At 42.5% G+C, this 15,953-nt stretch carries 19 protein-coding genes; 6 read left to right on the top strand and 13 right to left on the bottom strand.

Features of this window, described 5'->3' with window-relative positions; translation table 11 throughout:
* The first annotated feature begins 184 nt into the window (after positions 1-184).
* Entirely contained in the window at positions 185-787 is a 603-nt protein-coding gene (locus tag C6Y39_RS04125; RefSeq protein ID WP_105930060.1) for an FMN-dependent NADH-azoreductase, read from the top strand.
* A 185-nt stretch (positions 788-972) separates the two neighbouring features.
* On the opposite strand, the gene C6Y39_RS04120 is transcribed toward C6Y39_RS04125, so the two are convergent.
* Positions 973-1,527 (bottom strand): glutathione peroxidase, encoded by a 555-nt coding sequence (locus tag C6Y39_RS04120; RefSeq protein WP_105930059.1) that lies wholly within the window; start codon positions 1,525-1,527, stop codon positions 973-975.
* 179 nt (positions 1,528-1,706) lie between these two features.
* On the opposite strand from C6Y39_RS04120, the gene C6Y39_RS04115 reads away from it, so the two are divergent.
* Positions 1,707-4,202: a prolyl oligopeptidase family serine peptidase gene (locus tag C6Y39_RS04115; RefSeq protein WP_105930058.1), complete on the top strand. Its 2,496-nt coding sequence runs from the start codon at positions 1,707-1,709 to the stop codon at positions 4,200-4,202.
* A 204-nt stretch (positions 4,203-4,406) separates the two neighbouring features.
* On the opposite strand, the gene rrtA is transcribed toward C6Y39_RS04115, so the two are convergent.
* A complete protein-coding gene (gene rrtA, locus C6Y39_RS04110) occupies positions 4,407-4,991 on the bottom strand; it encodes a rhombosortase (protein ID WP_105930057.1) in 585 nt (194 codons plus the stop codon).
* A gap of 112 nt (positions 4,992-5,103) precedes the next feature.
* On the opposite strand from rrtA, the gene C6Y39_RS04105 reads away from it, so the two are divergent.
* The gene (locus tag C6Y39_RS04105; RefSeq protein ID WP_105930056.1) at positions 5,104-5,868 is read left to right on the top strand and encodes an enoyl-CoA hydratase; all 765 of its coding nucleotides are present in this window, start codon (positions 5,104-5,106) and stop codon (positions 5,866-5,868) included.
* A 14-nt stretch (positions 5,869-5,882) separates the two neighbouring features.
* On the top strand, positions 5,883-7,640 hold the full coding sequence (gene ggt / locus C6Y39_RS04100) for a gamma-glutamyltransferase (RefSeq protein ID WP_105930055.1): 1,758 nt from the start codon (positions 5,883-5,885) through the stop codon (positions 7,638-7,640).
* A gap of 160 nt (positions 7,641-7,800) precedes the next feature.
* Here ggt and C6Y39_RS04095 read toward each other — a convergent pair whose 3' ends face one another.
* The 6 genes from C6Y39_RS04095 to C6Y39_RS04070 form a co-directional block, all read right to left on the bottom strand.
* Entirely contained in the window at positions 7,801-8,592 is a 792-nt protein-coding gene (locus tag C6Y39_RS04095; protein ID WP_105930054.1) for a PhzF family phenazine biosynthesis protein, read from the bottom strand.
* Positions 8,582-8,959: a DUF3703 domain-containing protein gene (locus C6Y39_RS04090; RefSeq protein WP_105930053.1), complete on the bottom strand. Its 378-nt coding sequence runs from the start codon at positions 8,957-8,959 to the stop codon at positions 8,582-8,584. The genes C6Y39_RS04095 and C6Y39_RS04090 overlap by 11 nt, the downstream gene beginning before the upstream one ends.
* A gap of 14 nt (positions 8,960-8,973) precedes the next feature.
* Entirely contained in the window at positions 8,974-9,342 is a 369-nt protein-coding gene (locus C6Y39_RS04085; RefSeq protein ID WP_105930052.1) for an MmcQ/YjbR family DNA-binding protein, read from the bottom strand.
* A gap of 64 nt (positions 9,343-9,406) precedes the next feature.
* Positions 9,407-9,691 (bottom strand): hypothetical protein, encoded by a 285-nt coding sequence (locus C6Y39_RS04080; protein WP_105930051.1) that lies wholly within the window; start codon positions 9,689-9,691, stop codon positions 9,407-9,409.
* Positions 9,692-9,931: 240 nt separating this feature from the next.
* Positions 9,932-10,114, bottom strand: a complete 183-nt coding sequence (locus C6Y39_RS19020) for a PLDc N-terminal domain-containing protein (RefSeq protein ID WP_338065001.1) — start codon at positions 10,112-10,114, stop codon at positions 9,932-9,934.
* A gap of 84 nt (positions 10,115-10,198) precedes the next feature.
* The gene (locus tag C6Y39_RS04070; RefSeq protein WP_205664136.1) at positions 10,199-10,612 is read right to left on the bottom strand and encodes a hypothetical protein; all 414 of its coding nucleotides are present in this window, start codon (positions 10,610-10,612) and stop codon (positions 10,199-10,201) included.
* 47 nt (positions 10,613-10,659) lie between these two features.
* Between C6Y39_RS04070 and C6Y39_RS04065 the strand changes: the two genes are divergently transcribed.
* The gene (locus tag C6Y39_RS04065) at positions 10,660-11,709 is read left to right on the top strand and encodes an IS110 family RNA-guided transposase (RefSeq protein WP_105930049.1); all 1,050 of its coding nucleotides are present in this window, start codon (positions 10,660-10,662) and stop codon (positions 11,707-11,709) included.
* A gap of 452 nt (positions 11,710-12,161) precedes the next feature.
* Here the strand turns inward: C6Y39_RS04065 and C6Y39_RS04060 are convergent, their stop codons facing one another.
* From C6Y39_RS04060 to C6Y39_RS04040, 5 genes are all read right to left on the bottom strand, one after another.
* The gene (locus C6Y39_RS04060) at positions 12,162-12,575 is read right to left on the bottom strand and encodes a hypothetical protein (protein ID WP_105930048.1); all 414 of its coding nucleotides are present in this window, start codon (positions 12,573-12,575) and stop codon (positions 12,162-12,164) included.
* 116 nt (positions 12,576-12,691) lie between these two features.
* Positions 12,692-12,958, bottom strand: coding sequence for a hypothetical protein (locus tag C6Y39_RS04055; RefSeq protein WP_105930047.1), 267 nt, complete (start codon positions 12,956-12,958; stop codon positions 12,692-12,694).
* A gap of 137 nt (positions 12,959-13,095) precedes the next feature.
* On the bottom strand, positions 13,096-13,509 hold the full coding sequence (locus tag C6Y39_RS04050) for a hypothetical protein (protein ID WP_105930046.1): 414 nt from the start codon (positions 13,507-13,509) through the stop codon (positions 13,096-13,098).
* Between the two features lie 123 nt (positions 13,510-13,632).
* The gene (locus C6Y39_RS04045; RefSeq protein WP_105930045.1) at positions 13,633-13,920 is read right to left on the bottom strand and encodes a hypothetical protein; all 288 of its coding nucleotides are present in this window, start codon (positions 13,918-13,920) and stop codon (positions 13,633-13,635) included.
* Positions 13,921-14,052: 132 nt separating this feature from the next.
* Positions 14,053-14,349 (bottom strand): hypothetical protein, encoded by a 297-nt coding sequence (locus C6Y39_RS04040; RefSeq protein ID WP_105930044.1) that lies wholly within the window; start codon positions 14,347-14,349, stop codon positions 14,053-14,055.
* Between the two features lie 129 nt (positions 14,350-14,478).
* On the opposite strand from C6Y39_RS04040, the gene C6Y39_RS04035 reads away from it, so the two are divergent.
* Entirely contained in the window at positions 14,479-15,633 is a 1,155-nt protein-coding gene (locus C6Y39_RS04035) for an IS110 family RNA-guided transposase (protein ID WP_105930027.1), read from the top strand.
* Positions 15,634-15,953 lie beyond the last annotated feature (320 nt).

The following is a 15,953-nucleotide window of genomic DNA, read 5'->3' as shown; positions in this document are numbered from 1 at the left end:
AAGATCATCCTCCTTGCAACATTAACGCAATGTAATGTTTTCATTATTTTTACAAGGTATTTCGAACACGTAAGATCATGTTCTACAAAATAGAACGCAACCTTCATTTTTTTGATATTTTCATTCAATCTAATTGCTCTAATATAACTTCGCATCATCGAAACAACGAATATTGGAGTTCGGCATGAAAAAAGTTTTAGCGATATTTTCCAGTCTTAATGGCAGTGAAGGTAATTCTTCAAAGCTTGCAAACGAGTACCTTTCTAAAATGGGGAAGGATGACTCGGTACTTATCAACCGCGTCGATGCAGCCTCGCTAGCGTTACCTCACCTAACGAGTGAAGAAATGCAGGCTTGGATGACTGAGGCTTCTGAACGAAATGAATCGCAGCAAGCGCTGGCTAAAGTGTCTGACGATATCGTAGAAGCGGTAAAGGAAGCTGATGAGATTGTGTTAGCAGTGCCAATGTATAACTTTGGCATTCCTTCAAGTCTGAAAGCATATTTTGACCGTGTGGCTCGAGCTGGTATAACGTTTAAATATACTGAAACGGGTCCCGTGGGCTTGTTAGAGAATAAATCAGCTACGGTTTTTGCAGCCCGTGGTGGTGTTTATGCAGGTTCAGACTTCGATACGCAAACGCCATACTTAAAACACTTTTTAAATTTCGTTGGCATTAACAATGTAAAATTCGTTTATGCTGAAGGACTTAACATGGGTGAAGAGCAAGCAAACGAAGCTTTTTCAGCTGCAAGTAAAAAAATTATTGAACTAACCAACGGCTAAACACACTAAATTAATGCAGTTAGCTAAAACGTAGGAAGTATGTTTCAGCTAAAAGTGTGTTCCAAGTTGAGTGTGCTTGATTGCCCCGCGTATAACGCGGGGCTTTTTTATGTGCGTTAACATTGATGGCGTTAAATTGTAGGCGTTAATAAAAGGTCAAGGGATGCTTATGAACGTAACAACACTTACTCACTTTTTAACAGCGCTTCAACCTCAGCAATAAAGGCCGGGTCAGTAGGCTTTGTTGAACTAGGAAAGTGAGTGATTTGCTTGCCCGTGCTATCTATTAGGTATTTGTTGAAATTCCAAGATGGCGCTTTGCCAGTAGCAGTTTTAAGCATTCGATACATAGGGTCCGCGTCTTCACCTTTTACCGATATTGGCTCAAACATCGGAAACTTCACGCCGTAGGTTAATTCGCAAAGTTCGGCGGTTTTACCTTCATCATTATCTTCCTGATTGAAATCATGTGATGGAAAACCAAGTACTACGAAATCTTTGTCCTTGTAGTCACTGTAAAGTGCCTCTAAGCCTTCAAACTGTGGTGTATAACCGCAATAGCTAGCTGTATTAACCACCAACAGCGTCTTGCCACCATATTCGTTACAGAGATTGACCGTTTCTTGAGAGTTGAGTTTGCGCTTCATAAATTTGAGTACACTAGGGCATTCATTTGCAAAGCTAGTAGAGGTTAAAAAGGTAAGCGTAAGTAACGCCGGTACAAATCTTTTTGCTTTCATAGTGTTTTACCTCGAGAGTTAGTTTTTGTTATTTTGAAAGGGTAAGAGACCCAATGTAGACAAACCATAAACGGGGATGCTTTACGTTTGGTTCACTATCACAATCGATGAACGTTAGCGCTTTGATAAATGCTCTGGGTATAATGTTAACGCTTTTTACATAACAACGATTTAAAATAATGAAAAAATATTCTTCTTTACTCATCGCGGCCAGCGTAACGTTTGCGCTTGGTGGATGTGCAAGCACAACGAACGACACGTCAATTACAACAACCTCTTCGCCATTGCCTGCGACGAGTATTCAACAATCGGTCACACCTGATGCAGCGCCGTCAGCCAGCCAAACAAACGGTGAAATCACGCTCAAACAAATCATGTCAGATCCTCAATGGATAGGCGCGCTGCCCGAGGGTATGGGCTGGTCAGTTAATGGCGACAAAATTGTGTTTGAAAGGGAAAAGCAAAATAGTGCACTCAAAGATGTATATATTGCTGACCTATCAAATCCTGAGAATGTGATAAAAGCGCCGCTATCCGACTTACACAAATATCGTTTCAAAGAGCGCGTAGTAAGGAACGATGGTGTCATCGCCTATTCCTTTGAAGATAGTGTGTATGTGCAATTTACCAATGGAGAAACTGTACGTATTGCCCGTGGCGGTAACGCACTCTCAACGCTTTCATTCATGACCGATGGCCGCCTAATGGCGTTAAGTGGTGACCGGTTCATTGCTATCGACCTATCAAACGGCACCCGTGAAGAGCTGTTGAGTTGGAAATTTAGCGACGAGCCAAAGGCTGTTGAACCACCTAAAGATTATATTGCTGAACAGCAACAGTCGCTGGTGGAATACATCAAGCTACAGCGTAAAAACAAAAAAGATAAAGACGATGCAAAAAAAGCACTGGCTGAAAAGAACGACAGCGTTGCACCTTCGCCGTTTTATTTCGATAAGTCGCATCGACTAGCGGGGATCAGTGTATCGCCTGCGGGTAACTTTGCTGTGGTTGCAACTACTGAAAGTAAGCCGACCCGCGATGACAGCGACATCATGCCCCATTACATTCAAGAAGACAGCCGTATCGCGGCAAAGCCGGTACGCCAACGTGTGGCAGATGCAGAATCAGTAAATCACGAACTGTGGCTGCTTAACTTGAAAACAGGCGAGAAGAGTGAACTTAAATACTTTAATTTACCTGGCTACAATGACGACGTACTTGCAGATGTAAAAGCAGAGAACGCGAAGGCAAAAGGCGAGACTTATGAAGTGAATCGTCTGCCCCGCGATATTACCTTACTGCAAAGCTGGTACTGGACCAAACCTTCTATTCGCTGGCACAAAAACGGTAACGCCGTCGCGGTTATGCTTGAAGCATGGGACAACAAAGACCGCTGGATTGCGACCGTCGATCTTGCAAATAAAACGCTGGAAAACCAACACAGGCTTCATGACGATGCGTGGGTAAACTATCGTTTCAACGCGTTTGATTGGCTGAATGACAGCGAGACCCTTTACTATCAGTCTGAGCATACTGGCTACTCGCATTTATATATTCAAAAACCTGGTGAGAAGCCTGTCGCGCTGACCAGTGGCCGTTTTGTTGTTGACGATTTAACGCTTTCCAACGATGACAATTATATCTACTTTAAAGCCAATATGGAGCATCCTGGTCTTTACGAAGTTTATCGTGCCGATTTACGTGATAACACTATCGACACCATGACTGATTTGAATGGTATGACGGACTATTCACTTAGCCCTGATGGTGAAAACTTGTTGCTAAGCCATAGCAAAGTGAATCAGCCACAAGAGCTTTATATTAAGCCAGCAGATGAAGCAACAGCAGCAAAGCAAATTACACAAAGCACCAGTGCTGAATTTAATGCGCTCCCTTGGGCAGTACCGAACATCGTTGCTATTGACTCATCGCATACCGACGCGCCAATTTACGCTCGCGTTTATCTACCAGAAAATTACGACAAATCAGCACTAAACAAAGCGGTAGTGTTTAACCATGGTGCAGGCTATTTACAGAATGCCCACATGGGGTGGTCTGGGTACTTCAGAGAATACATGTTCCACAGTATGCTAGTGCAGCAAGGCTATGTCGTGCTTGATATGGATTATCGTGCAAGCGCGGGTTACGGGCGTGATTGGCGTACAGCGATTTATCGCCAAATGGGTACGCCTGAAGTGCAGGACTTACGTGACGGCTTGAATTGGCTGGTAGACAACGCAAATGTAGACCGTGAGCGCATAGGCACATATGGCGGATCGTACGGCGGTTTCTTAACCTTTATGTCTATGTTTACCGCTCCTGACCTATTCGCGGCCGGTGCAGCACTCCGTCCGGTAACCGACTGGGCACATTACAACACACCATATACGGCAAACATTTTAAATACTCCTAATATCGATCCCATCGCATACGAGCGTAGTTCGCCAATCTATTTCGCAGATGGACTCGAAAAGCCGTTGCTTATCAACGCGCCAATGGTTGATGACAATGTGTTTTTCCACGATACCGTGCGATTGGTACAGCGCCTTATCGAGTTAGAAAAGGAAGATTTTGAAACGGCGATTTATCCAGTAGAGCCACATGGATTTGTTCAGCCTAGTTCATGGCTTGATGAATACCGTCGTATCTACAAGCTATTCGAGGAAAACTTATAACTGAAACGGTTAATTCATGAAAAGCTCGGTGTTTAAAAACATCCGCTTTTTCATATCATATTAGTTTAAAAAGCTACGAAAAAAGGCCCGAGTTCAGCTGAATTCGGGCCTTTTTAATGTCATTGGCTTTGTCGTTTACGCGCTTTTTAATTACCGCAGGCATATGAAATACAAGGAAAGAGCGCCGCTCTATCGCAAGGGCGTTTATTTTCTTTTAGCGGTGATATACATAAGCAAAAATATAACAATGCCTGTCAGCGCACCGAATAAATGGGCATCTACGGCAACTTTTGCGTCAATCAGGTTTGCGACTTGTTCGCTGCTACCGTCAATTTGTTCGTATCCCACTTTAATCGCTAAACCGACAAGTAGTAACCAACCCGACTTCATTTTCTCTTTAATATCAACACAGGCGCCCCAGGCGAAAATACCGTGTAATGCACCCGACAAACCCGCGTACCAAATCAGATCTGGAGAGAAAAAATAAAGCCCGACACTCGTTCCTAAGCAGCACCACACAAAAACTTTTAAGTACAAACCAATTCGATAATGTTCACCGTGTAGGGCCCACAACAGCGCCAGACCGGCTAAATTTAAAAGTAGGTGGTAGCCATTGGTGTGAACGATATTACCGCTAACTATTCGCCAGGTTTCTAAACCTTGTATGGCATAACGGTCGTAAGCCAAATAGTTGCCAGACATGGGTTCAAAGAAAAACGCAACAACGGAGCATAGCGCTACAAATAGAGGACCAGCACTATACTTAAGCGAAAACGGCAGTGACATCATCAGTGTTAGTTATTTTTGAATTTCGAATTTGCTGGCTATGATACAGAAATTGCCTACAGGGTGAAAACTGAAGTACACCTAAAATAAAATAGACGACAGTAAAGGAGTAATTATGTCTTACATCATTACCGAAAATAATCAGCAGTGCTTAACGATTACACTCAACCGCACAGAGAAAAAGAATGCATTAACACGGGATATGTACCAGGCAATGGCGAATGCTATTTTAGGTGTTAAGAACGATGGCTCAACGAAAGTGGTTGTGATTAAAGGTGCGGGCGATTGTTTTACCGCGGGTAATGACATTGGAGACTTTGCACAGCAACAAGAGCACGCTCAGGTGCCGGAAACCGCAGCGTTTATGCGCGCTCTGGCTGCATGTAACATACCTGTCATTGCGCAAGTGCATGGTTTAGCGGTGGGAATAGGGACTACCTTGCTGCTTCACTGCGATTTTGTTTACGCCACTCCAGATACCCGATTTGTTCTACCGTTCATCAATTTAGGGCTTGTTCCTGAATATGCATCAAGTTATCTTTTGCCTAAGGTTGCAGGTCATATCAAAGCAGCAGAATGGCTAATGTTGGGTGAGCCTTTTTCTGCTGCCGACGCATATCAATTCGGAATTTTGACCAAAATTACTGATGCCAATGAAATCGATCAGACTGTTCAAGCTACGGTTGATAAACTCATCGCCAAGCCTTCATTTTCGCTTAGACAAACAAAAGCGCTATTAAAAGGCGATGGAGAGCATATCAATCAGCAAATGAACGAAGAATTTGATATTTTTTTAGAAGCATTGGGCACTACTGCAGCCCAAGAAGCGTTTGATGCGTTTCTTAAAAAACGCCCGATTAACCCCGAAAAGTTTAAATAAGAGGAAGTATTATTTTGAGACGCAGTGCTTTGTTCAGAGCTTCGGTAGTTACCTTTGCATTATCTAGCTGTTTTATTTTTGGTGCGACCGCGAAGCAAGCGCGCGAAGTAGGTGAGCCAGAAGCAGCCACAGGCTATATTGAGAAAAAGGCGTTTGAAGCTAGCGAATATATGGTTGTAGCAGCAAACCCTTACGCGTCTTGGGCGGGGAAGAATATACTAGAGAGAGGCGGAAGTGCTATCGATGCGGCCGTGGCTGTCCAATCAATGCTTTCTTTGGTTGAACCACAATCGTCCGGTATTGGTGGTGGCGCTTTCATCCTTTATTGGGATAATAAGAATAAAGTACTTCACACCTTTGACGGCCGCGAAACCGCGCCAAAAGCGGTAAATTCTCATTGGTTCATCGAAGGCAACAAACCTATGCGCTGGTTAGACGCCGTTGTAGGCGGTAAGTCAGTAGGTGTGTCTGGCGCAGTAAAAGCGCTAGAAATGGCACAGGGAGAGTTCGGTAAGCTACCTTGGAATACGCTCTTCGACGATACGATAAAAACCGCTGAAGACGGCTTTAAAGTGTCACCACGTCTAGCAAAGCTGGTGGCTTTAGACTATCACCCTGGACTTAAAACTTTTCCTGCAAGTTCTACTTACTTCTTTCCTGCAGGTTTGCCGCTAAAAGAAGGCACAGTGAAGAAAAATAAAAAGTTAGCCAAAACGTTAAAAGGTATTGCGGAAAAGGGCAGCGACTATCTATTGAAAGGTGAGGTTGCTGAAAAAATTGTTGAAGCAGTAAATAGCGCTGAGATTAACCCAGGCCAGATGACGTTAGAAGATTTAGCAAACTATGAACCTGTAAAACGAGAACCTGTTTGTGGCCTTTATCACGAGAAACGTATTTGCGGCATGGCGCCACCTAGTTCAGGTGGTGTAAATGTTTACCAAATTTTGAAAATGCTAGAAGATTTCAATCTTGGCCAATACGCACCGGATTCGGTAGAGTTTGCAAATCTGTATACCCAAGCAAGTGCACTTTCATACGCGGATCGGGAGAAGTTTATTGCCGACAGCGATTTTACCAATCTTCCGTTTGCAGCCATGATTAATACGGCTTACCTAGAGCGCCGTGCTGAAAGCATTGGTGTGGATAAAGAGTGGCGCCGTAAGCGCGCAGGAAACCCGTACGCTGATGCGAACGTGGCACTTGGTACATCAATGGAACTGCCTAACACCTCACATGTTTCCATCGTGGACAAAGAGGGCAATGCAGTATCAATGACTACCAGCATTGAGTTTATGTTTGGTTCTGGAATTATGGTCGAAGGCTTTTTGCTTAATAATCAGCTAACCGACTTTTCATTTTCGCCAACTAAAAACCGTTTCCCGGTGCCAAATCGTGTAGAGCCAGGTAAGCGCCCGAGAAGCGCTATGAGCCCTACAATGGTGTTCGACAAAGAAGGGAACTTAGAGGTTGTTGTGGGCTCACCGGGCGGCTCTAGAATTGTAAGCTATGTCGCTCAAACCCTAATTGGTGTTTTAGATTTTGGCTTGGATATTCAACAGGCCATCAACCTACCTAAAATCACTAATAGAAACGACTATACGGCGTTAGAGAAGGGCACTCCAATAGCTGAACTAGAAGAGCCGTTAAAAGCCCTTGGACACAACGTTAAAGTGGTAGATTTAAACAGTGGTCTTCACGGAATACAGTTTAAATCAGGCAAACTGATTGGCGGTGCTGACCCTCGTAGAGAAGGTATTGCTGTAGGGCGTTGATTTTGCGTTTGCTTAGGTAAAACTAGATGCCGTAATGTGCCGTTACGTTATTGAAAGCGGAAGGTTACATACCTTCCGCTTTTTTGTTTGTGTAAGACAATGTGAGTCAAATGTGAGTCAATTAGCCAATTCTGTCTAGTTTCTGTTCAATGATAAACCATCAGATAGTAATGTACCCTTCAAGATAAGACACCGCTTGGCCGGAAATAAGTACGCGGTCCCCTGCAACTTCACATTTTAACGTTCCGCCTCGTTTAGATGCTTGATAGGCCATAAGTTTTGATTTTCCCAACCTTTTGGCCCAAAAAGGTGCCAACCCAGTGTGAATTGAACCTGTTACTGGGTCTTCATCACCACCGTTGGCCGGCCAAAAGTAGCGTGAAACAAAATCAAATTGTGTCCCAGGTGCTGTCACTACCACGTCATAGGGCGCGAGTGTTTTAAGTTTATCGCTGTCTTGTATCACGCTTAATACGTCGTCTTCGTCAGAGTAAACTGCAAAATATGCTTGGCCGTTCTTCAATATGTTTTCGGGCTTAATAGAAAGACCAGCTAGTAATGCCTCGGGGACGTCATCGACAGGAGTAGGCGTTCTGTTTGGAAAGTCCATTTGAATGAAACCGTCGTCTTTTCTGACGACTTTCATCATTCCCACCGAGTCTGCGAAAAGAGTAATGTGCGGTAGTTGATAATTTTCGTTAAAAATCACGAATGCAGAAGCCAAGGTTGCGTGCCCACAAAAATCAATTTCTGTAAGCGGGGAAAACCAGCGTATAGCAAAAACGCCGTTATCATCTTCTACTAAAAATGCGGTTTCCGAGAGGTTATTTTCAGCTGCGATTTCCTGCATTTTTTCATCGCTGAGCCATTTTCCGGTTATAACGACGGCAGCTGGGTTGCCTTTAAATCTGACGTTGGTAAAGGCATCAACAACATGTATTTTAATTTTCATACGATCGCGCTTTCTCTATTACTCTTGCAAGCTTAGGTTTAATTGGCATTGCTTTAAATGGACTAACGTTAGCTCCGCCTGTATTTCCATGGGGGACAAGCCCGAAAACGGTTTTTGTGGCAGCGCCTATTATTCTAAAGAGTTGACCACAAAACTCCCCCAAATTACGCTGCCTAACTGCCCATAAAAGCATCATGATATGTACTTTTACGTGGAGTCGAGTGGAAGCTTGACCAAGAACGTGAGCATTTTCTAGATGTGCAAAAGCGTCTGCCTCATTGTGTTGAAATTGCTTATTGCGAGCTAACACCAGTTCGGCTTCGACATAAGGGCGAATTTTGCGCGTAAAGCTCATTGCTTCAAACATGGTGTAAGCACCTTTTATTGAGGTTGATTTAAACCAAGCTCTTTTTGCATTTTCTTGGTTAACCCTAACGATACAAGTTTGTAAGATGCGCTTAAATAATATTTTAACGCCTCATCTTCATCATTCTCACAATTGTACTGTTGAATCCACTTCATTCCACGACTAGCAAGATAGGGCGCAGGTCTATAGCCAGGCTTTTCTTCAAGAAAATAATAGTTTTGCTCAGACGTTTTAAAGGTAAAAGCAGGGTGTTCGTCCCTGCTAATGCTCCCAATAGCGAAAACTTTTCCACCCACTTTCCATACGTCAGAGTTACCCCATTGAACTACATGGGTGGTGCACGGTAACGATTCACAAAAGTGATTAAATTCCGCAAGGTTCATAAAAAACTAATCCACAGTAATTGAAAGAAGTGATTTACCGTTCCTAAGTTACTTTTGTGAGATGTCACTCTACGTTATCTTTGGAACCACATACTAATGTTTCTTCGCCTAAATGATAAACATTGTTAATAGCCATATAGGTGCCGGAAACTACGCCAGAAATTGGAAGAAGTATAAGGCCACTTACCGAGTAAAAAGTGTTCGTATCTTCAAAGGCATTCACGACCTTCAGTGTTTTGCGGTCCGTTGATATTTCACACTCATTTACTTTGGTGACATCCGTTTCTGGTACAACTATGCATCCGCTTATAAAAAGTATAAAAAAAGGGAAGACTGAAAAATATTTCATCTCATAAATCCTTTTTTATTTGTTGTATTAATATGACTTAGTTTTCTAAGTTAGCTCGCCTATTACAGTTAATTGCCATAAACCCATGAGCTTTATCTGAGTTTGATAAAAGTCTTACTCGTAGGTTGTCCTCTTGATGAAAATTCAATACTTACTCATTTAGCCTTACTATTGACAAGGATTTTCTTACCAATAAAGCAAATCTTCAGCCCTCGGACCGGATTATTTATATTACACACCTTAACGACCATTAGTGTTTTGCCTTGCGTTTAACGGGGCAAAAAGAAGATAAAAGATCCACGCTACCCAAGATATGAAGAGCATTGCTAAGATCCATCCTAATTTTTCAGAGCCGTTCGTTTTTTTAGATTTTATGATAAGCGTAATGGGGATAATCCAGCACAACAAAATTAAAGAGAGCACAATATAAGTAAACAAAATTTAGTCCTTAAAAATATAAAATCAATTGACCACAGTGGGGGATTTTTTCCATTTGTTATATGTAGGTTATTCTAAATCCCCATACTCCCAATTTGCGTTGGCATGTATTTTTTGTGCGAAAGAACCAGGCTTTAAGCAAGTTAGTTCGTTAATAGTTGGATCTGCTTGAGTCAAATGGCCAGCACCGACAAGGTGTGGTTTTGAGTTCTCAGGACAATTCTCATCATCACAGAAAAACTGCCAATCACCGTAGGGATCTCGAATACTGACAAATATAGGGGACTCTTTCTTAAATACATGGGGGCAAACATATACCCCGTAATTATCATTAAACTCCATAATTCCCTTCACACATAACTTTTTGATAACGGGCGCAGGCTGGGTTGTAATGGCGAAGCCGCCCTGCGCGTATGCGTCCAAGCGAACGAAGTGAGCGACTTGATTGTTTTGATAATCATTGAGCCTCCTCCCTATCAGCATAAACTGAGTTTATCCTAATAGGCGACCAAACCAAGGGAGAAAACTCAATGAACTTTTATACTAATACACATCCGTACTATTGTGGAATCGATCTTCACACCAAACTGCTTTATGTCTGCATTATTGATAATGAAAACAACATTCTCGTTCACGAAAAAATCGATGATTCACCCGACAAACTGTTAGTGCTTTTAAAGCCATATCTGGGCAATATTGTTGTTGGTGTTGAATGTATGCACTGCTGGTATTGGGTATCCGACTTTTGTGAAGAGCATAATATTGATTTCATTCTTGGCCATGCGCTTTATATGAAGGCCATTCATGCCGGTAAAACGAAGAACGACAAAATTGACGCACTGAAAATAGCGAAGCTAATGCGCGGTGGGAACTTCCCTCTCGCGCATGCTTATTCAAAGGAGCATCGCTCTATTCGAGATGCGCTTCGCCGCAGAACCCACATAATGAGAATGAGTGCTCAGCTGAAAGCGCATGTTGCTAGCACAGTTAGTCAATACAACTTACCCGCTTTAGAAACGCGGTTAGATTTAAGAAACTCACCTGATAGAGAAAATATGCGTCACTTCTTTCCAGACGAAGCAGTGCAAAAGAGCATGGATTTAAACCTAAACATTATCGAAACCATGGTGAGTGAGCTCTACAAGATTGAACATTATGTAAAGACTCAGGCACAAACACACTGTGCAACAGATTTACATATTCTAAAGTCGTTTCCAGGTATCGGAAAAATTCTCGCCCTCACCATTTTGTATGAAGTTGGCGATATTAAACGGTTTCCATCAGTTCAGAAGTTTGCCTCGTATTCACGGTTAGTAAAATGCAAAGCTGAGTCAGCCGGTAAAACGCATGGTACGCAGGGAAATAAGATTGGTAATGCCCATTTAAAATGGGCATTTAGTGAAGCAGCGGTGTTGTACCTTAAAGGTAATGACAACGCCAAACGATATCTAGCCAAGCTGCAAAAGAGAATGAGCAAGGCGAAGGCTTTATCTGCACTAGCCCATAAAATCGGACGATGTACTTACTTTATGTTGAAGAACCAGCAGGTATTCGATGAAGAACGCTTTTTAAACGGGTAAGTCGCACAGTTGCATGAGCTTAAAAGTCTAACTGGTTAAATGGTGAGTATCTCTTTTATCGTGTAATAGTCTGCAAAAGCAGCATCGATAAATATACCGACATGCCAAAACCTGTTGGTTTGATTAGACATGCGACTGTTGCGCATCTCTACCTTTTTACGAATTTGCTTACACCTTCACTGAACCTGATACTAACTGGTCAATGTAGCCACTTAGATTTGAATAGGACAGAGGAAGGTTAACCGATGAATGTCTAGTGCCGTTGCCAGTCAAAAGGAATTGAAAAGCGCAACAACAAGAGCCTCTATATGTGTTTGACGTAGGCAATTTGCCTAACATCAGCCATGACAGACGAAGTAAACGAGTTCTAAAAAGGCTACGGTATTGATCTTGAAATAGTGGTCAAAGGGCTATCTTTTTTCATTGACAGCCCGGGGGCTCATATGTGTGTGTTAGGGCCGTTTTCGTTTAGTGAAACCATATACTAAAGTTAACGCCCCAACCAATAAAATAACTAAACAGCCTATGATTCCTTTTGGTTCGAATTTAGTATTTTCAATTATTGCTAAAAACAGAATTACAATAGAAAAAAAGGTTAGAATTCCACCTATAGCCATAAATGAAATAGCACTTGGCTTTGCCGCTTTTGTAAAAACAGCTCTAATTAATGCCCAAACACTAAGTGAAAACAACAAATAGTAAAATGTGTAATCAAGAGCTTCTAGTTCACCTTTATATGTCTGATGAATTCCCAAAAATGAAACGGCGCCCGTAATAGTAGAGCATATGAATCCGAGAAAAATCGCTAATATCCTTTCTCTTCTTGTAGGCAGTCTGTCAATAGATTGGGGGTGTGCAATTTTCATAGAGGCCCTAACTTCCGTTTAAGGGGCACAAATGCATGGGCTACAATGCGAAGCAGCCCATGTGTTTGTGTCCCAGTGTGCGATAGCACACGGCTTGAAACGTTTGTTATACGTTTTCATTGATCTTCCTTTAGACCTAGTATTTGTTTTAGGTATTCAGTTCTTTGAATTGCGGCATTTCCGGTTATAAAAATATTGGTAGCCAATAGAAGGGCAATGTAGGTATTGTTAAGCGGATTACCGATAAAGTTTGTTGCAAAAATACAAGCGATTACTAGCAGAAAAGCAATTCCGGGAATGTAATAAACTTTAGAGTATTTACTTTCCAACGCTTGAATTTTGTTTATGTTTTGAAGCTTTAACTTAGCGTCTATATTTTCCATTTACTTATTCCTATGGGCTCACCCAGACGTATAACTTTTAAATAAGGGGCGCAGACATCTGGGCTAAAATCCGAACGAAGTGAGCAGCCCATATGTTTGCGTCCCAGCCCGCGCAGCGGGCGAACTTAATTTTTTTGTTATACGTGTTTTTCAACGAAGTGCATACCCCAGCGATTTGATGCAGAAAGCATAAAGGCAAAATAAACGATTGAAAATACACAGCCCAAGAATGCTTCACTACCTGTTTTAATGAGTAGAGATTTAAAGAAATTTACTACGAAGAAAAACAGCGTTATAAACCAAATTGCTTTTATAACGTTGTCGTAAGTATGGTTTTTTAGAATGCCGCTGTGTTCTTGGAAGCTGAAGAAAAAGCCTGAAAGTTTGCAAGTAAACCAAGTTAAGAAAAAAGATGAAAATGAAATGAAGATTGCAGTTGCTATTTCTAGAGTAAACACGCCGATTAATAACGCTGAAGCACACCAAACTAGTGGTAACTTATGTCCTAATTTTTCAGTAATGAGAAGATACTTAGGTTTTTTAAACTGCATTTCTATCCTTGATGCTCATAGCGTATAACTTCCAAATATGGGGCGCAAACACGTGTGCAATAATGGCGAAGCCGCGCACGTGTTTGCGTCCCAGGAGCGGCAGCGAGTGCCATAATTTGTTTGTTATATTGCAACATGTTTAAAAAGCGCTTTGAGGCTGAATACTAGAATAACAAATACGAAGCCTAACCCTGCAATCCTTAAAGCTGGTGGCGCATCTGCTTTTATTTTTAGTTGACTGGCAATTCCAAACTCTTCGTTAAGTGAGAAGAGAACTACTTTATCAATACACCAAATAACTAAAAAACAGTAGACGCTGAGCAAAGAGTAAAACTCAATATTCAAAAAAAGCATTATCAGCATCGTTAACAGCGATGCGGTTTGAATTAACAATGAAACTTTTTTTACCAAGCTAAATCGTCCTTGCAATATAACGCTAAGCTTTGGGGCACAAATACGTGGGCGATAATCGCGAAGCGCCCACGTGTTTGTGTCCCAGTGACCGAAGGGAACGACAATAGCGTTTTGTTAGAAGTGCCATGCTTACCACCCCTCCAAATGTGTGCCGACTTCCTTGCCTTTTTCTAAATCATTCTTTGCAAGGTAACCAAACCGGTTATGCTCATTCCGTAAGCTTAACCGATGAAATGTGATACAGAAAAGTAGATAAACTATCCAGAAGAAAACCAATAGTCCGACAAATAGCAGTGATTTTTCGATAAGTCCTAACCCGTCTCTGAAAAAGACAATTGGAATACCGATTAAGGCAACCAGCCAAGAAATATGAAGAAACGATACTTTTGCAGCGGTCTTCAAAATAGTTGAATTGTAATATGACACTTACAGATCCCTCTGGTACTTCTAGACACAATGACTCCCTGTGAAATGCTAGCCTCCGCATTTTCGTGGGTTAGCTGAAAGCCAGTGCCATAATTAGTTTGCTTAAGACTAAATCATTTGGAGGCTAGCATGAACAAACATAGCATGATTTTTATCGGGTTGGATACACACAAAGAATTCCATGAAGTGGCATATTGTGAGGAACATCGCGGGGCGAGTCCGGTTCATTACGGCCGTATCCCTTCTTCCAAAGTCAGTGTAAAAAAGCTGCTCCGCCAGTTTGAATCTAAATATCCTGGCGCAACACTTCACGTTGTTTACGAAGCAGGGCCATGTGGCTACTGGATATATCGTCTCATTACCAGTCTTGGGCATTGTTGCTATGTAGTGGCTCCGTCTCTTATTCCCAAAAAGCCAGGAGAGCGAATTAAAACCGATCGCAGGGATGCGCTTAAACTCGTTAGGTCACTAAAGTCCGAAGATCTCACGCCTATCTATGTGCCTGAGCCAGAAGATGAAGCGGTTCGGGATTTATCACGTGCTCGTGAAGCGGCAATGAAGGATTTAAAAGAAGCAAAGTATCAACTCAAAGCCTTATTACTTCGCAACAACATACGTTATGAAGGCACTGCCAACTGGTCGAAGAAACACCTTCGCTGGCTCACCGAACTGATTTTGCCTCATCCAGCCCAGCAAATTGTCTTGCAGGAACAACTGCAAACCATTGAGGAACGTATCCGGCGACTGGAAAGGCTCGACAATGAGTTAACCCACCATGTACACCAATGGCGTTATTACCCAGTAGTGAAAGCCGTTCAGGCGATGCGAGGCGTTCGATTGCTCGTTGCTGTTGGTGTGGTGGCAGAGCTCGGTGATTTACACCGCTTCGACCATCCCAGAAAGCTCATGGCTTATCTGGGCTTAGTTCCCAGTGAACAATCATCAGGTGGAAAGCGACACTTAGGAGCCATTACAAAAGCAGGAAATGGTCGAGCAAGGCGTTTACTGATTGAGGGGGCGCACAGCTACCGTTATCCGGCTAACGTCTCTACTGAATTACAGTTAAGGCAGGAAGGCTTACCTAAAGACATCGTCGATATCGCTTGGAAAGCACAGCTTCGCTTGTGCAAACGCTATCAGCGCATGAGTAAAAAGGGAAAGCACTACAATTTAATCATTACCGCGATAGCTAGAGAAATGGCGGCATACATCTGGGCTATTGCAAAGGAAGTGGTACTTACGCCGGTTAATCCAAAACTAAGACTGAGCCGTGTACCTGCATGATAAACGAGTTTGAGCTAACGCATTCGGATCAGGCCGCGGGATGTGGCACAACCTACGAGGGCGTTATGATGGCAATCACTTAATGGTGATTGATCCACGAGCCTAGACTGATGAGAAGGTGCTACGGCGGAACATGTAAGGTCAGCTCTGCTTATTCAATGAATAAGTAACCTACGAATACCAGCATACCAACCGACGACATTACTGCCTCATCCGGTGCGTTAGCTCAATTTATTATGAGTGAGAAACAAAGCTAATTATGGGCTGAAAGAATGTCAGGGATGCACTCGCTCAGGGTTGACAAAGGGAGTCATACCAAC

Origin of the sequence: Alteromonas gracilis (assembly GCF_002993325.1) — a bacterium.
GTDB lineage: Bacteria > Pseudomonadota > Gammaproteobacteria > Enterobacterales > Alteromonadaceae > Alteromonas > Alteromonas gracilis.
The sequence above is the reverse complement of the archived record's forward strand: the minus strand, read 5'-3'. Positions and strand labels throughout refer to the sequence as shown.

Bases quoted from the DNA above. Each gene is read 5' to 3' on its own strand.
- C6Y39_RS04125 (WP_105930060.1), top strand. From the start codon at position 185: ATGAAAAAAGTTTTAGCGATATTTTCCAGTCTTAATGGCAGTGAAGGT.
- C6Y39_RS04120 (WP_105930059.1), bottom strand. From the start codon at position 1,527: ATGAAAGCAAAAAGATTTGTACCGGCGTTACTTACGCTTACCTTTTTA.
- C6Y39_RS04115 (WP_105930058.1), top strand. From the start codon at position 1,707: ATGAAAAAATATTCTTCTTTACTCATCGCGGCCAGCGTAACGTTTGCG.
- rrtA (WP_105930057.1), bottom strand. From the start codon at position 4,991: ATGATGTCACTGCCGTTTTCGCTTAAGTATAGTGCTGGTCCTCTATTT.
- C6Y39_RS04105 (WP_105930056.1), top strand. From the start codon at position 5,104: ATGTCTTACATCATTACCGAAAATAATCAGCAGTGCTTAACGATTACA.
- C6Y39_RS04095 (WP_105930054.1), bottom strand. From the start codon at position 8,592: ATGAAAATTAAAATACATGTTGTTGATGCCTTTACCAACGTCAGATTT.
- C6Y39_RS04090 (WP_105930053.1), bottom strand. From the start codon at position 8,959: ATGTTTGAAGCAATGAGCTTTACGCGCAAAATTCGCCCTTATGTCGAA.
- C6Y39_RS04085 (WP_105930052.1), bottom strand. From the start codon at position 9,342: ATGAACCTTGCGGAATTTAATCACTTTTGTGAATCGTTACCGTGCACC.
- C6Y39_RS04080 (WP_105930051.1), bottom strand. From the start codon at position 9,691: ATGAAATATTTTTCAGTCTTCCCTTTTTTTATACTTTTTATAAGCGGA.
- C6Y39_RS04070 (WP_205664136.1), bottom strand. From the start codon at position 10,612: ATGCTGATAGGGAGGAGGCTCAATGATTATCAAAACAATCAAGTCGCT.
- C6Y39_RS04065 (WP_105930049.1), top strand. From the start codon at position 10,660: ATGAACTTTTATACTAATACACATCCGTACTATTGTGGAATCGATCTT.
- C6Y39_RS04060 (WP_105930048.1), bottom strand. From the start codon at position 12,575: ATGAAAATTGCACACCCCCAATCTATTGACAGACTGCCTACAAGAAGA.
- C6Y39_RS04055 (WP_105930047.1), bottom strand. From the start codon at position 12,958: ATGGAAAATATAGACGCTAAGTTAAAGCTTCAAAACATAAACAAAATT.
- C6Y39_RS04050 (WP_105930046.1), bottom strand. From the start codon at position 13,509: ATGCAGTTTAAAAAACCTAAGTATCTTCTCATTACTGAAAAATTAGGA.
- C6Y39_RS04035 (WP_105930027.1), top strand. From the start codon at position 14,479: ATGAACAAACATAGCATGATTTTTATCGGGTTGGATACACACAAAGAA.